Genomic DNA, 15,428 nt, shown 5'->3' with positions numbered 1-15,428 from the left:
TAATCTCATTGTCTAAACTGTTCTTCTCATTCTATTTAAGTCAATCATATCTATAAGCGCTTATATAAACTAAGGGCTGATTAATCAGCCCTTAGTTTTAACTCAATTTAATTTATTTTTCAATAGATTAGCTTAATTGAGCAGCAGCAATTTTCTTAGTATCAATGTCTTTAGCAGCATCTGTATACTCGCCCATCTTATCGAAGTTCAAGTATTGATAGATGTCAGCAGACATGCTGTCGATTTGAGCAGCATATTGTTGATACTCTTCTGGAGAAGGTAATTTACCAAGCACCGCAGCAACAGATGCAAGCTCAGCAGAAGCTAAGTAAACATTTGCGCCTTGACCTAAACGGTTCGGGAAGTTACGTGTAGAAGTCGATACACAAGTCGTGTTCGGAGCTACACGTGCTTGGTTACCCATACATAATGAACAACCAGGCATTTCAGTACGCGCACCAGCTTTACCATAGATGTTATAGAAACCTTCTTCCATCAATTGATGCTCGTCCATACGTGTTGGTGGAGCCAACCATAAACGAGTAGACAATGAACCGCCAGGTACTTTATCAAGTAATTTACCAGCAGCACGGAAGTGACCAATGTTAGTCATACACGAACCAACGAATACTTCGTCAATCTTAACACCTTGAACGTCAGAAAGAAGTTTAGCGTCATCTGGATCGTTCGGACAGCAAAGAACTGGTTCTTTAATGTCAGCAAGATCAATTTCATACACTTTCGTATATTCAGCATCAGCATCAGCTTTAAGAAGTGATGGATTCGCTAACCATTTTTCCATGTTCTCAACACGGCGCGCCATAGTACGTGCATCGCCATAACCTTGAGAAATCATCCACTTCAACATCGTGATGTTAGAGTTCAAGTATTCAGCAACTTTCGCTTCAGAAAGCGTGATTGAACAACCAGCAGCAGAACGTTCAGCAGAAGCATCAGAAAGTTCGAATGCTTGTTCTACGGTTAAGTCAGTTTCCATTTCTGTTAAGTCGATTTCTAAGATACGACCAGAGAAAATGTTTTTCTTACCTTTTTTCTCTACAGTTAAGTCACCAGCTTGGATTGCATAGTAAGGAATCGCATGTACAAGGTCACGTAGCGTGATACCAGGTTGCATTTTACCTTTGAACTTAACAAGCACTGATTCAGGCATATCAAGTGGCATAACACCCGTTGCAGCAGCAAAAGCGACTAGACCAGAACCTGCAGGGAAAGAAATACCGATTGGGAAACGAGTATGTGAGTCACCACCAGTACCAACAGTATCTGGAAGAAGCATACGGTTTAACCAAGAGTGAATAATACCGTCACCTGGGCGTAAAGAAACACCACCACGGTTCATGATGAAATCAGGAAGCGTGTGTTGCATTTGAACGTCAACTGGTTTTGGATATGCCGCAGTGTGACAGAAAGATTGCATGACGAGGTCAGCAGAGAAACCTAGGCAAGCCAAGTCTTTCAATTCGTCACGTGTCATCGGACCTGTTGTATCTTGAGAACCAACAGTAGTCATCTTAGGTTCACAGTAAGTACCTGGGCGAACACCTTGACCTTCAGGAAGACCACAAGCGCGACCAACCATTTTTTGAGCTTGAGTAAAGCCTTTACCTGTATTCTCAGGTTGAACTGGAGTACGGAATAAAGTTGAAGGAGCAAGACCGAGAGCTTCACGTGCTTTCGCAGTCAAACCACGCCCCACGATCAAGTTGATACGACCACCAGCACGTACTTCGTCTAGAAGAACTGGCGTTTTCAACTCAGATTCAGCAATTTGCTCACCCGCTTTGAACGCAGTAACTTTTGCAGCAGAATGATCAATCTTAAGAACGATTTCATCGCCCATGTTCATGTTAGCAACATCAATTTCTACAGGTAATGCACCAGCATCTTCCATAGTGTTGAAGAAAATTGGTGCAATTTTAGAACCTAAGCAGTAACCACCGTCTTTTTTGTTCGGGATGTGAGCAATGTCATCACCAAAGAACCAAAGCACAGAGTTTGTAGCAGACTTACGAGAAGAACCTGTACCGACAACATCACCAACATAAGCAACTTGATTGCCTTTCGCAATAAGTTCTTTAATTTGGTTGAGTGGACCAACTTCACCCGGAACTTCTGGGTTAATACCATCACGAACGTTTTTCAACATTGCATTGGCATGTAATGGAATATCTGGACGGCTCCAAGCATCTTGCGCTGGAGACAAATCATCAGTATTTGTTTCGCCAGTAACTTTGAAAACAGTCAGTTTGATTTCTTCAGGAACATCTTTACGGCTAGTAAACCACTCAGCATCAGCCCAAGATTGCATCACTGCTTTCGCATTTACGTTACCCGCTTTCGCTTTATCAGCAACGTCATGGAATGCATCAAATACAAGAAGTGTTTTCTTCAATGCTTCTGCAGCTAATTCAGCAAGTGCTGCATCATCAAGCAATTCAACCAAAGGAGCTACGTTGTAACCACCAAGCATAGTACCTAGTAAGTAAACCGCGCGTTCTTTAGAAACTAATGGAGAAGTCGTTTCACCTTTAGCCACAGCAGTTAAGAATGCTGCTTTTACATAGGCTGCTTGGTCAACACCTGCTGGAACACGGTTTTCAAGCAAATCTACTAAAAATGCTTCTTCGCCTGCTGGTGGATTTTTTAATAATTCAACCAAGTCAGCAGTTTGAGCATCGTCAAGTGGCTTCGGTGGGACTCCGAGTGCGGCACGTTCTGCAACGTGTTGGCGGTAAGCTTCTAGCACGGTGTTATTCCTCTTTTTAAAAATTTACCTGTGAATTCCTGCTTATAAAAGCTTCACAGGCAATATGGACTGTCAAATTTTACTAAAAATCAAGCCAAAAGTTAATGCAAAGAGCGTATTAATTCGTGATGCCCATTATTTTATAAATAAATACTCATCACTTTTCTGCGCAGTTGAGTCTGTATTCGCATCGATTTTGCATTTAACGCTATTTTTTAGAACAGGCACAAAAAATTATAAAAAAATAATTTTGTAAAATACTGACTTGAAAAAGTCTTTTACATTCACTTGAGCTTGTTTCATACATAAAAAAGGCAACTGATGTTGCCTTTTTTTGCAGCTTAAGTACATTCCACCTTAGTGGACTGTTGTACTGTTTGTATATTTTTGAAATTCTGTTCGACAGCCTTCGAATTTCATCTGAACCTCATCCTCATGCAACATGACATGATCAGCACAAGCAAAAGAAATTTTGACTTGATATAATTTTGCTTGTTCATCGATAAGGTCTTGGAAAAAAACTTGATCGCCTAAACTCAGTACATAATGGCTTCCACTAATCACAGCCACACCTTGTTCATCTTCTAAGAGCAAATCGGCATTATGCAAATATGCAACAACTTCCATGGCACACTCCTCGACTTTTTTTGTTTTCTATTTCTATATTTTATATATGCTTTTCAATTTTTATGCTAATCATTTTTTGTGACGAGCTGTGTGAAATACAACCATATTTCTGATAACTCAAGCTAAAAAAGACCGTCATTAGACGGTCTATATAAAGTCTGGCTAAATTAAGATATAGGACACTCAAAAGCATGCATATATTGACCATTCACCATCCGTGATTCTAATTTACACAAGTCATATTCTTTCATGGTATCTAGATCCAGCATATAACCCGCTTTTTGAGCTTTGAGCATCGCTTCTAATGCTTTGTTTTCATCTCTTTTTACACCTTTACCACGATAGTAAGCATCGCCCAAAAATAAATTAGCGCTCATATCTCCAGCTTGTTCAGCTTTGGAAAAATAATCAAAGGCTTTTTTAGCATCTTTTTTGACATATTCGCCTTTAGCATAAATCAGTCCCAAATTAATCGCCGACTGCACGCTACCACGTTCACTTGCTTGATCCAACATTTGGATACCCTTTTGAACGTCTCTTTTAGTACCTACAGCTTGATAATACATCCAACCAAGATTACCCAATGCGTCCACATCGTTACGTTGTGCAGCTCGCTCATTCCATTTAAAAGCCAATTCAGGGTTTTGTTCAACATATTCATTCTCAGAGCCATATAAACCACCAAGAATAGCTTGTGCTTTAACATCGCCCTGTTCTGCGGAAAGTGTCAGAAAATTAATACCTGCTTTAATATTTTGTGGAACAACATCTCCCTTATATAGCATTTCCCCGTACATTTGTTGGGCAATCGCCAATCCACCTTCCGCAGATTTTTTTAAATACACAATTGCTTTATCTGTATCTTGTTGTACCCCTATACCTTGTGCATAGGCTGAAGCTAAATTAAAAGCACCAGTAGTGTCACCATGGTCAGCAGCATAAGTCAATAATTCTGCAGCTTTCTTCTCATCTTTAGCAACAGCATCACCACGCGCATATAATGTAGCAAGATTGACATAAGCAAATATTTCACCTTTATCCTTGGCTTTATTTAAAAACGCTACTGCTTTTTGGTTGTCTTGAGTTACACCATCACCTTTGTAATATAACCAGCCCATCGCATTCAAAGCCAAAGGATAATCCTGTTGAACAGCTTGATTGAGATAGCGTAGTGCTAGGGCTGGATCTTGTTTTTTATAAAACAAAAAAAGTTGGTATTGCGCCTTGGCTTGCCCCTTGTCTGCTTGCGTTTTTAGTTGTGCAATATCAGGCTTGATTGCTTGAACTTGTTTTGTCACGGTTTTGCTTTCTTCAGCTTGACTCATGACTGAAAAAGCCAAGAAAAATGAAAGTAAAGAAATTTTTGATATAGATCGTTTATTAGACATGATTAAACTCAGTGTTCATTGACTATAATTATTAGAAAGGATGTAATTTAAATGATAAAAAACCGTTCCTTAGAACGGTTTATAATCTGGCATTTTTTTCGGGTCATGTGGTGTATTGACACATTGTTCATACGCTTCATTTTTAAATTTTGCTTGGATTGCATCTTTATCTGCTTTTAATTCAGCATCAGGCAATGCATAAACTTTTTCCAAATACTCTAGTACAAAACCTTTCGTGGTTGGATCAGTCACTTTATTGGCATATTCAAGTGCTTCTTTCTTGGTAATACCATTTTGACGATCTAAAGTAATTGAACGTGCTGCATTACCAATACTGGTGCAATAACCTTTCCAAATTTCTTCAGGCGTTGCAGGTTTTTTTTCAGCACAACCGACCATCAATAAAACAGTGCTTAGCGCACCCAAAATTATGAATTTCTGCATTAAAAAATCTCCAATTCATGACTATGATACTGAATTTTTCAATAAATTGGAGGCTTTATTCATTTGAAATTACATTCCACGCCAATCTACACGTGCATTGCGTTCAGTGGCATAAATTCTTTTCACATACTGACCAAGCGGTAATTCAAGTAAATATTGGCTAAATTCTACAAACTCTTGAGAAATATGCTCAGCATACTCCTTTTCCCATGGTGTTGAATCGAGCTCTAATAAAGGCGCTAACATGGCACATACTGAAATATCAGCCAAACTAAAACGATCGCCAACAAAATAGCGACAACCATTTTCAATCAAAGTTTTATTTAAACTGGCTATGGTCAAGTCAAGATTATATTTAGACTCTTCAACCTTTTCTTGATCAAGTTGATAACTTTTAGAAACCAAGGTTTTGAGTATAGGTTTTGAAATCTTTTCAAACTGACGTAAATAGCCTTTTTCTCCAATCATAATTTCTAAAGGCTCATCACCTTCTGCCAATGCATGAGCCAATCCCCAACGGCGCACGTGTATACCCAATTCATTGGCAATTTGATCAATTTCCAGCGTTTCAGCCCGCCATTTAGGGTCAATACGAATTAAGCGATGTTCAGGGTACATTTCATCAAGATACAAGGCGATTTGCGTAGAGCCAGCAATAAACTGTTCACCATCTTTTAAAATGGGTAATTTATTTTGTCCGGTTTTTAACTGTGCAAAAGCACGATGTACGCCTGGTATTAAATTCTGCGCAACAAAATCCAATTCTTTATGATCGAGCAACCAACGTGCTTTTTCACAGTAATGTGAGAGTGGGAATTGGTACAACGTACGCATGTAATCTCCAAATTATTTTTTTAATTAAAGGCTTAGCCAATCTAAAACGATAGGATTCAATCCTGAGCAATTCTCTGTACTTTAGACACTCATTGCTTGAATTACAATGTACTTTTTACATCAATCGCTCGTCATATGACCCAATGCTTATTCAACGGTTATATCTGTTTCTTTAGTCTTTATTCAGCTTTTGAATAAAGACACAGGAATAGATTAAAAAACAATCTTACAAATCACAGATTAAATCTTCTATTTCAATGACTTATATTATCTTATTTTTTAAAATACTATGCTATTTTTCTATTTAAGATAATTTTTCATAAATTAAGCAGAATACTTCGTTTAATTTTTCTCACAATATTGCTTAGCGTTTTGGTATCTATAGAAAGGTGCCGATATGTCTAGTTTGAATTCTTCTACCTCAGCCACAGTGATCCAAAATGATCAACAGGCGATTAATGCAGCTTACCAAGTTGCTGATTTTGCTTTGGTAGAACGAAATATACGTGATCAACAACGAATTTTACCTGTTGATGTCATCCAAGAATTAAGCCACAAAGGATTAGGTGGTATCCGTATTGCAAAAAAATACGGTGGTGCTCAAGTTTCTAATAAAACGCTGGCACATGTTTTCCGCATTTTATCTAAGGCAGATGCCAGTGTTGGTCAGATCCCCCAGAACCAATTTGGTTTGTTAAATGCTATCGAAAACATTGCCAGTGAATCACAAAAACAATTTATTTATGCTGAGATTTTAAAAGGTAAACGTCTTGCCAACGGTGGTCCTGAACGCAACAGCAAAGATACCAAAACGATAGAAACGCGCTTAGATCAGGTAAATGGTCAATATATTTTGAATGGCGAGAAATTTTATTCAACAGGTTCATCATTTGCAGATTGGCTCGCAATACGTGCAATCCATCCATTGGGACATACTGTTCTCACCATTATCAATGCCCAAGCTCAAGGTGTCGAAATAGCAAATGATTGGGATGGTTTTGGTCAACGCACCACTGCAAGTGGTACTGTCCGTTTAAAAAATGTGGTGGTCAGCCCTGAACTAATCATGGATGAAAAGCCACTTGCGGATGCCTCAAAGTATCGTGGTGCTTACTCTCAACTGATTCAAGTCGCCATAGATGTGGGAATTGCTGAAGCAGCTTTTGCCGATACATTGTCTGCAATCCATAAAGCTCGTCCAATCGTAGATGCAAATGTCGAAAAAGCCAGTTTTGAAGCTTATACATTACAAGAAGTCGGCAAACTCAATATTTTACTGGATGCAGCCATTTTACTCTTAGACGAAGCTGCCGAATATTTAGATCAGTTAGATGCCCAAGACATCGTCACACCAGAACAAGCCAGTAAAGCATCCATTGTTGTGGCTGAGGCAAAAGTATATGCCAATGATGCTGCATTACAGATTTCTGAAAAACTTCTTGAATTGGGCGGTAGCCGTTCTAGTTTATCTATTCATAACCTTGATCAACATTGGCGAAATGCTCGTGTACATACCTTACATGACCCTGTTCGTTGGAAATTACATGCCATCGGCAACTACTACTTAAATGGCACACAAGATCAACGGCATGCTTGGATTTAAGTGGTAATTCAAAACATTCATTCAGGGGAAATATATGAGCACTTATCAAAATATCAGTAAAACATTAGATCATCCAAATCACGCATTCGCCAAAGCACATATCATTAAAAATGATGCAGAAGCCTTAGAGATTGCAGAAAAACTAAGCCAACAATTTAAGCAAGATGCGATTATACGTGACGCTGAACGCCTCTTACCTTTTGAAGAAATTGAGGCTTTCAGTCAGTCAGGATTGTGGGCAATCACTGTGCCAAAACAATATGGGGGAGCTGAGGTATCCAGCCATACTGTTGCCAAAGTCATTGCTTTGTTCAGTGGTGTGGATGGCTCTATCGGTCAAATTCCACAAAACCATTTTTATGCTTTAGAAGTATTACGCAATACAGGTACAGCACAACAACAACAAAAGCTTTATCAGGAAGTGCTTGAAGGTGCTCGCTTTGGTAATGCTTTGGCAGAATTTAAAACCAAAACGGCAGCACAAAAACATACCCAAATCAGTCAAACTGAACATGGCTATGTGGTCAATGGTGAAAAATTTTATTGCACTGGTAGCCTTTTTGCACATCGTATCCCGACATTGGTAAGAGATGCTGAGGATCGAGAATATCTGGCTTTTATTTCAGCTGATGCTCAAGGTTTACAACGAATCAATGATTGGTCTGGTTTTGGGCAAAAAACAACGGGCAGTGGCACGGTCAAATTTAATCAAGTTTTTGTTGAATCTGAAAATGTTATTCGTTTTGACACTGCCTTCTCAGAACCAACCTTAGTTGGTCCATTTGCGCAAATCATGCATGCAGCGATAGAGACTGGGATTGCTCGTGCAGCATTTGAAGAAACCATTGAGCGTATAAAAAAAGCACGTGCGTGGATTGATGCCAATGTAGAACGTGCCGATCAAGATCCTCTAACGATTTTCGAATTAGGACGTATAGCTGCTGATGTACGTGCAAGTGAAGTTTTATTGAAACAAGCGGCTCAATCGATTGACCAAGCCAAGCCTCATCCCACAGAAGAAAACATTGCCAAAGCATCGATTGATGTTGCAAAAGTCCGAGCACATAGTAGTGAAACCGCTTTAAAGGCATCCTCAAAATTAATTGAACTTGCAGGAAGTCGTGGAAGCCAACGTGCAGATGGTTTAGATCGATATTGGCGCAACGCACGTGTACATACTTTACATGATGCATCACGTTGGAAATATTTCTTTATTGGAAACTATGTACTCAACAACATCCTTCCACCACGTAGAGGGACATTGTAATGACAAATGCATCTCAAAAAGTAGCCAATAAAAAGAAAATCTTACTGAATGCCTTCGATATGAACAGTGTTGGTCATATTAATCATGGTTTGTGGACGCATCCTCGTGATGAATCACATCGTTTTAATGAGCTGAATTACTGGACAGACCTTGCCAAAATATTGGAACAAGGATTATTCGATGGCTTATTTATTGCTGATATTACAGGGGTCTATGATGTGTATCAGAATGGAATAGATTTAACCTTAAAAGAATCTATTCAATTGCCAAGTCATGATCCTTCTACCCTGATTTCTGCAATGGCAGCAGTGACTCAAAATCTAGGTTTTGGCGTCACCGTGAATTTAAGTTATGAAACGCCTTACCAATTTGCACGGCGTTTCGCTAGTTTAGATCATCTCACACAAGGTCGTATTGGCTGGAATATTGTGACCGGTTATTTAGACAGTGCTGAGCGTTTAATTGGGCAAAAAGGTCTAAAAGATCATGACTTACGTTATGAACAAGCTGAAGAGTTTTTAGAGCTGTGCTATAAGTTTTGGGAAGGCTCTTGGGAAAATGATGCCATACAGAAAGACAAGCAAAAGCGTATTTTTACCGATCCCAAAAAAGTACATCAGATCAATCATCATGGTCGCTTTTATCAAAGTCAGGGCGTATTTCAAGTTTCACCTTCTCCACAACGTACTCCTGTCCTGTTCCAAGCGGGTGCTTCTCCGCGTGGGCTAGCGTTCTCGACTAGACATGCTGAATGTGTATTTATTGGTGGTGATCAACCTGCAAAGATCAAACAGCAAGTGGATAAAATTCGTGAATTGGCAATACAACAAGGGCGTGATCCGCAAGACATTAAAATCTTTGTCGGCATTACTGTTGTCACTGCGGAGACAGATCAACTGGCACAACAAAAGTTAGCTGAATATGCCAGTTATGCAAGCCCCGAAGCAGGTCTAGCACATTACTCCAGCTCAGTCGGCATTGACCTTTCACAATATGCAGATGATGAAGCCATTCCTTATCGTCAAACCAACAGTATTGCTTCAGTCAACAATAAGTTTAAAGAAAATAAGATCACACCAAATGATCTTAAAGCACAACACCAATTGGGTGGGCGTTATCCATTGATTGTCGGAAGTGGCGAAACCATTGCAAAAAAACTGATTCAACTCCTAGATGAAACAGGAGTTGATGGATTTAACCTCACCCGTACTGTTGCACCAGAATCCCATCAAGACTTTATCAAATGGGTCATTCCACAACTGCAACAACGTGGTCGGTTTAAAACACAATATGAGAATGGCACTTTACGCGACAAAATCTTTAAACAGGGTGATTATTTAAATCAACAACATCCTGCTTCTGCTTTTCGATGTCAAAACTCAAAACATAACAACAGCATCGAAATAGACAACCTACATCCACAAACTGTCTAAACATCATTGATTTAAATTATTGACTTTAAGGGGTGTCACATGACACAAACAAACTTGCCAACCAATGGCAATCCATCTCCAAGAAACACGACCAAGAATAAATTTATTTTACTCGGCGTGATTGTTATTGCGGTGATTGCAGGACTTTTTTATTGGAACCAACATAAAAAAACAGGTTCAGCAGAAATCACGATCGGTATTAGTCCACCATTCGCTAAGCCCTTGCTCGTTGCAGCAGAAGAAGCAAAGAAACAAGGTATTCGCATTAAGCTGGTTGAATTTTCCGACTGGAATACACCCAATATCACCTTGAATCATGGCGATATAGATGCGAACTACTTCCAGCATCAGCCATTTCTAAGCAATGCGTTAAAAGAAACGGGCTTTAAACTCAAGCCGATTGCAACAGGTGTGGCAACGCATGTTGGTTTATATTCTAAAAAATATGATTCCTTGGCGGCAGTACCTAACAATGCAAGTGTGGTTATCCCCAATGACCCTGTAAACCAAGGTCGTGCCCTATTACTTTTACAGCAAGCCAAGCTGATTAGCTTAAAAGATCCAAATAATCATTTATCCAACTTACAAGACATTACGGCGAATCCAAAGAATTTTAAATTTATTGAAGTTGAAGGACCGCAGACTGCACGTGCGGTAGATGATGCAGATTTGGTATTTAGTTATCCGCTCTATTTACGTTTGGCAAAAACCATCGATCCCAATAAAGCATTATTACTTGATGATAATACCAATACTCGTTATGCAATTTTGTTTGTGGTCAAAGATGACTATGAACAACAACATCCTGACAAGGCAAAACAACTCAAAGAATTCATTAAGATTTATCAAACTTCTGACAAAGTCAAACAAGCTTTAAACGATGATATTGGTGAAAACTTATGGTTCGCAGGTTGGAAATAAGGAAACGTTCATGTCTCAAATTTCCAAACTTAGTCATAAAAATCTATGGATTGGTCTTGCTGTTGTGGTCATTATATTCGGACTATTTGGCTATCGATATGTACAAAATCAGCAAAAAGAAAATGTTTTAACTATTGGTATCAGTCCTCCCTATGCAGAACTACTCCAAACAGTTGCCAATGAGGTCGAGAAAGATGGCATTCATGTCAAACTGGTTGAATTCTCAGATTGGCAAGCGCCCAATGTTGCGGTTCAAAACCGTGACATTGATGCTAACTTTTTTCAGCAAAGCGTCTTTTTAAAAAATGCGATTAAACAAACCAACTATGACTTACATGCTTTTGGTACTGGAAGCGGGAGTCATGTTGGTCTGTACTCGAAACAGTACAAGTCTTTAGATGCCTTGCCACAGCATGCGCGTGTAGTGATTCCTAGTGATCCCGTAAATTCTGCACGTGCCTTAATTCTGCTCCATCGTGCTGGGCTGATTCAGATCAAAGATATCAATAACGAACTTTCAACTTTACAGGATATTGTTTCAAACCCTAAGCAATTGAAGTTTATAGAAGTTGAAGGTCCTCAAACAGCATTAGCATACGATGATGCGGACCTCATCTTTGGTTTTCCCCATTACCTCAATATGGCAAAAAAAGCAGACCCACATAGCGCACTGTTTTTAGATCCGATTGATAAAAAATACGCCATCCTTTTTGTAACACGTCGTGACTATCAAGATAAAAACCAAAAGTTAGAGAAATTTATTCAAGCTTTCCAAAACTCACAGCAAGTTCGAGATATTTTAGATAAAGATTTCGGCAAAGATATGTGGTTTGCAGGCTGGAAATAAGGAGCATAAAAATGGTGAGTTTCGGTTCACAGGTTGACTTTTCAGTCCCTCATATCAAAATCCGTGATTTAAATAAGTTTTATGCAGGGCAAGACCAAAAAATTCATGCACTGAAAAATATCAATCTAGATATTCCTCAAGGCAAAATTTTCGGCATCATCGGCAAAAGTGGTGCAGGTAAGTCTTCTTTACTTCGAACATTGAATGGTCTGGAAAGTATTTCTGAAGGAAGCATCCATATCCATCAACAGAATTTGGCTGAATTGAGCCATGCAGAATTGATTCAAACACGTCAAAGAATTGGCATGATCTTTCAACATTTTAATTTAATGTCCGCGAAGACTGTTTGGGACAATGTGGCATTGCCCTTGAAAATCGCCCAAGTCGATAAAGCCGAAATCGAAACACGCGTCAACGAAGTTTTAGCGCTGGTTGGATTAAGCAATAAAGCCTATAACTACCCTTCACAATTATCTGGTGGTCAAAAACAACGTGTTGGCATCGCCCGTGCATTGGTGCATCATCCTGAAATTTTACTTTGTGATGAAGCAACATCCGCACTTGATCCTGAAAGCACTTCAGTTGTGCTGTCTTTATTGAAAAAAATCAATCATGAATTGGGGATCACCATTGTTTTAATTACCCATGAAATGCAAGTGATTCGTGAAATTTGCGATCAAGTGGTGGTGATTGAACATGGAGAAATCGTTGAATCAGGTCAAGTCTGGTCTGTGTTCTCTAAGCCTGAGCAAAAAATTACCCAAGAATTGTTAAACTTAGAGCAACTTGATTTACCTTTTGGTCTTGTTGATGAACCTCAATCCGATTCAACACATAGTATTTTAAAACTACGCTACGAAACAGATCCTAAAAACTCTCCTGATCTGCTGCAAGTTTTTCAAGCATTTGAAGCATCTGTTCATTTATATCAAAGCCATATCGACAGTATCCAAAATCACTTGATTGGTACATTGATTGTAGGTACTACGCAAATCGATCTAGACCTTGCCGCATTGCAAGAAAAACTAAAACTTCATATTGCACAAATAGAGGTACTGGGCTATGCAAGACCAACTCATTGATTTATTGATCACAGGGACAATTGACACGCTACTAATGGTGGGTGTTTCTGCTTTTATTGCCTTTTTAATTGGATTGCCTCTCGCAGTTGTGTTAGTGAATACATCGGAGCAAGGGATTTATCCCTCTAAAAAGATCAACCATGCTTTAGGCACAGTGATCAATATTACTCGCTCTGTTCCCTTTCTTATTTTGATGGTTGCACTTATTCCTTTAACCCGTTGGATTGTTGGAACAAGTTATGGGGTATGGGCTGCTGTTGTTCCATTGACGTTGGCGGCAACTCCATTTTTTGCTCGTATCGCTGAAGTAAGTTTGCGTGAGGTTGATCAAGGCTTAATTGAAGCAGCACAAGCGATGGGCTGTAACCGTAAACAGATCGTTTGGCATGTGCTTTTACCTGAAGCATTACCTGGAATCGTAGCAGGCTTTACGGTTACGATTGTCACCATGATTAACTCGTCAGCCATTGCAGGTGCAATTGGTGCAGGTGGTTTGGGTGATATTGCATACCGCTATGGTTATCAGCGTTTTGATATGCAAATGATGTTTGCTGTGATCGTGGTTTTAGTTGCCTTGGTGATGCTTGTTCAGGCATTTGGTGACAGTCTGGCAAATCAATTGGATAAACGGAAAATTTAAACGAATGATTGATCATTTTTGAAACTATGCTGGTTGTATATGGCGTGTAGAGGTACAACTGTACCTCTGATTCGATTGAACATAAATTCATTGCATCTATACGTTGATAAGCTGATTGTTTTGCTCAATAAAAACTCGATTTATAATTAAAAAACGACCACAGCTATAAATAGACATGATCTGTTTAAAAACTTATAGCGCGTAGACCTGACTTTGTCATGGCTTTCATGTAAAATCACTGGCAATTTTTATACTACACTTTGTGAGTCTTTTCATGGGTTTTAATTGCGGTATTGTCGGCTTGCCGAACGTGGGTAAATCTACTCTTTTCAATGCATTGACTAAAGCTGCTATTGCTGCGGAAAACTTCCCATTTTGTACGATTGAACCGAATACAGGTATTGTTCCAGTACCAGATCCACGTTTAGACAAATTAACTGCCATTGTAAAACCGCAACGTGTCATTCCAACAACAATGGAATTCGTTGATATTGCAGGCTTGGTTGCAGGTGCGTCTAAAGGTGAAGGTTTAGGTAACCAATTTCTTGCAAACATCCGTGAAACTGATGCGATTGCACACGTTGTTCGTTGTTTTGAAGATGAAAACGTCATCCATGTAAATGGTAAAATTGATCCATTAGATGATATTGCAACCATCAATACTGAACTTGCTCTTGCTGACTTGGAAACCGTCACTAAAGCAGTTACCCGTTTAGCAAAATCAGCAAAAGGTGGCGACAAAGAAGCTGTTGCAACTAAAGCGGTGCTCGACAAAATCTTACCATTGCTTGATGAAGGTAAACCTGCACGTGCTGCTGATTTAGATGATGATGAGCGTAAGCTTGTTCGTGGTTTTGGTTTAATGACTTTAAAACCAACCATGTATATTGCAAACGTTGCAGAAGATGGGTTTGAAAACAATCCACATCTTGAAGCTGTGAAAAAGTTAGCTGCTGAAGAAAATGCAATTGTTGTTCCACTTTGCAACCAAATCGAAGCTGAAATTTCACTTTTAGATGATGAAGATCGTGCAGAATTTCTTGAAGCCTTAGGCATGGAAGAACCAGGTCTTAACGTGGTGATCCGTGCGGGTTATAGCTTATTGGGCTTACAAACTTACTTCACCGCTGGTGTACAAGAAGTTCGTGCTTGGACTGTAAAAGTGGGTGCAACTGCTCCTCAAGCGGCTGGTGTAATTCACACTGACTTTGAAAAAGGCTTCATCCGTGCAGAATGTATTGCTTATGATGACTTCATTCAATTCAATGGTGAAAATGGTGCAAAAGAAGCAGGTAAATGGCGTCTAGAAGGTAAAACATACATCGTTCAAGATGGCGATGTATTGCACTTCCGTTTTAATGTTTAAAACACTTTAGTACCTTGATTAAACAGGTTGAAGCTATCTTCAACCTGTTTTTTATTGATTCAAATTTGATCATATCATGCAATAACCATAGTCAAATCGACTAAATTTTCATAATTCTTTCAAAAAAAACTTAAAACCATATAATTCAAGGTTAAATTACTCCTGATTTTAATTAAAAAAATTTATCCAATGAATATGCTATACCTAAA

The 15,428-nt window shown here is 39.1% G+C and carries 13 protein-coding genes; 8 read left to right on the top strand and 5 right to left on the bottom strand.

Annotated elements, in window-relative coordinates; translation table 11 throughout:
- Window positions 1-127: 127 nt before the first annotated feature.
- The 5 genes from ACINWC743_RS18960 to ACINWC743_RS18940 all read right to left on the bottom strand — a co-directional run bounded on the left by ACINWC743_RS18960 (window position 128) and on the right by ACINWC743_RS18940 (window position 6,060).
- Window positions 128-2,767 carry a bifunctional aconitate hydratase 2/2-methylisocitrate dehydratase gene (locus ACINWC743_RS18960; protein ID WP_009586573.1) on the bottom strand — a complete coding sequence of 880 codons (2,640 nt, stop codon included), beginning with the start codon at window positions 2,765-2,767 and terminating at the stop codon, window positions 128-130.
- Window positions 2,768-3,124: 357 nt separating this feature from the next.
- Window positions 3,125-3,394 carry a hypothetical protein gene (locus ACINWC743_RS18955; RefSeq protein ID WP_004831040.1) on the bottom strand — a complete coding sequence of 90 codons (270 nt, stop codon included), beginning with the start codon at window positions 3,392-3,394 and terminating at the stop codon, window positions 3,125-3,127.
- Window positions 3,395-3,561: 167 nt separating this feature from the next.
- Entirely contained in the window at window positions 3,562-4,782 is a 1,221-nt protein-coding gene (locus tag ACINWC743_RS18950; protein WP_227510914.1) for an SEL1-like repeat protein, read from the bottom strand.
- A 69-nt stretch (window positions 4,783-4,851) separates the two neighbouring features.
- A complete protein-coding gene (locus tag ACINWC743_RS18945; protein WP_004831043.1) occupies window positions 4,852-5,226 on the bottom strand; it encodes a hypothetical protein in 375 nt (124 codons plus the stop codon).
- Window positions 5,227-5,295: 69 nt separating this feature from the next.
- Window positions 5,296-6,060, bottom strand: coding sequence for a glutathione S-transferase family protein (locus tag ACINWC743_RS18940; protein ID WP_009586566.1), 765 nt, complete (start codon window positions 6,058-6,060; stop codon window positions 5,296-5,298).
- A 397-nt stretch (window positions 6,061-6,457) separates the two neighbouring features.
- Here ACINWC743_RS18940 and ACINWC743_RS18935 point away from each other — a divergent pair, with 397 nt between their 5' ends.
- From ACINWC743_RS18935 to ychF, 8 genes are all read left to right on the top strand, one after another.
- Window positions 6,458-7,663, top strand: coding sequence for an SfnB family sulfur acquisition oxidoreductase (locus tag ACINWC743_RS18935; RefSeq protein ID WP_009586596.1), 1,206 nt, complete (start codon window positions 6,458-6,460; stop codon window positions 7,661-7,663).
- Window positions 7,664-7,697: 34 nt separating this feature from the next.
- Window positions 7,698-8,930: an SfnB family sulfur acquisition oxidoreductase gene (locus ACINWC743_RS18930; RefSeq protein ID WP_009586567.1), complete on the top strand. Its 1,233-nt coding sequence runs from the start codon at window positions 7,698-7,700 to the stop codon at window positions 8,928-8,930.
- Window positions 8,930-10,363 (top strand): LLM class flavin-dependent oxidoreductase, encoded by a 1,434-nt coding sequence (locus ACINWC743_RS18925; protein WP_009586612.1) that lies wholly within the window; start codon window positions 8,930-8,932, stop codon window positions 10,361-10,363. The genes ACINWC743_RS18930 and ACINWC743_RS18925 overlap by 1 nt, the downstream gene beginning before the upstream one ends.
- Window positions 10,364-10,402: 39 nt before the next feature.
- Window positions 10,403-11,284, top strand: coding sequence for a MetQ/NlpA family ABC transporter substrate-binding protein (locus tag ACINWC743_RS18920; protein ID WP_009586595.1), 882 nt, complete (start codon window positions 10,403-10,405; stop codon window positions 11,282-11,284).
- 10 nt (window positions 11,285-11,294) lie between these two features.
- The gene (locus tag ACINWC743_RS18915) at window positions 11,295-12,131 is read left to right on the top strand and encodes a MetQ/NlpA family ABC transporter substrate-binding protein (protein WP_009586578.1); all 837 of its coding nucleotides are present in this window, start codon (window positions 11,295-11,297) and stop codon (window positions 12,129-12,131) included.
- A gap of 11 nt (window positions 12,132-12,142) precedes the next feature.
- Window positions 12,143-13,213, top strand: coding sequence for a methionine ABC transporter ATP-binding protein (locus ACINWC743_RS18910; RefSeq protein WP_009586614.1), 1,071 nt, complete (start codon window positions 12,143-12,145; stop codon window positions 13,211-13,213).
- Window positions 13,194-13,853, top strand: a complete 660-nt coding sequence (locus ACINWC743_RS18905) for a methionine ABC transporter permease (RefSeq protein ID WP_004831051.1) — start codon at window positions 13,194-13,196, stop codon at window positions 13,851-13,853. The genes ACINWC743_RS18910 and ACINWC743_RS18905 overlap by 20 nt, the downstream gene beginning before the upstream one ends.
- Window positions 13,854-14,127: 274 nt before the next feature.
- Window positions 14,128-15,219 carry a redox-regulated ATPase YchF gene (gene ychF / locus ACINWC743_RS18900; RefSeq protein ID WP_004831052.1) on the top strand — a complete coding sequence of 364 codons (1,092 nt, stop codon included), beginning with the start codon at window positions 14,128-14,130 and terminating at the stop codon, window positions 15,217-15,219.
- The last annotated feature ends 209 nt before the right edge of the window (window positions 15,220-15,428 follow it).

This window comes from Acinetobacter sp. WC-743, from assembly GCF_000335555.1.
Lineage (GTDB): Bacteria > Pseudomonadota > Gammaproteobacteria > Pseudomonadales > Moraxellaceae > Acinetobacter > Acinetobacter bereziniae.
The sequence above is the reverse complement of the archived record's forward strand: the minus strand, read 5'-3'. Positions and strand labels throughout refer to the sequence as shown.

What these genes read in the sequence shown, in the direction of transcription:
- ACINWC743_RS18955 (WP_004831040.1), bottom strand. Translation starts at nt 3,394, where the DNA reads ATGGAAGTTGTTGCATATTTGCATAATGCCGATTTGCTCTTAGAAGAT.
- ACINWC743_RS18950 (WP_227510914.1), bottom strand. Translation starts at nt 4,782, where the DNA reads ATGTCTAATAAACGATCTATATCAAAAATTTCTTTACTTTCATTTTTC.
- ACINWC743_RS18945 (WP_004831043.1), bottom strand. Translation starts at nt 5,226, where the DNA reads ATGCAGAAATTCATAATTTTGGGTGCGCTAAGCACTGTTTTATTGATG.
- ACINWC743_RS18940 (WP_009586566.1), bottom strand. Translation starts at nt 6,060, where the DNA reads ATGCGTACGTTGTACCAATTCCCACTCTCACATTACTGTGAAAAAGCA.
- ACINWC743_RS18935 (WP_009586596.1), top strand. Translation starts at nt 6,458, where the DNA reads ATGTCTAGTTTGAATTCTTCTACCTCAGCCACAGTGATCCAAAATGAT.
- ACINWC743_RS18930 (WP_009586567.1), top strand. Translation starts at nt 7,698, where the DNA reads ATGAGCACTTATCAAAATATCAGTAAAACATTAGATCATCCAAATCAC.
- ACINWC743_RS18925 (WP_009586612.1), top strand. Translation starts at nt 8,930, where the DNA reads ATGACAAATGCATCTCAAAAAGTAGCCAATAAAAAGAAAATCTTACTG.
- ACINWC743_RS18920 (WP_009586595.1), top strand. Translation starts at nt 10,403, where the DNA reads ATGACACAAACAAACTTGCCAACCAATGGCAATCCATCTCCAAGAAAC.
- ACINWC743_RS18915 (WP_009586578.1), top strand. Translation starts at nt 11,295, where the DNA reads ATGTCTCAAATTTCCAAACTTAGTCATAAAAATCTATGGATTGGTCTT.
- ACINWC743_RS18910 (WP_009586614.1), top strand. Translation starts at nt 12,143, where the DNA reads ATGGTGAGTTTCGGTTCACAGGTTGACTTTTCAGTCCCTCATATCAAA.
- ACINWC743_RS18905 (WP_004831051.1), top strand. Translation starts at nt 13,194, where the DNA reads ATGCAAGACCAACTCATTGATTTATTGATCACAGGGACAATTGACACG.
- ychF (WP_004831052.1), top strand. Translation starts at nt 14,128, where the DNA reads ATGGGTTTTAATTGCGGTATTGTCGGCTTGCCGAACGTGGGTAAATCT.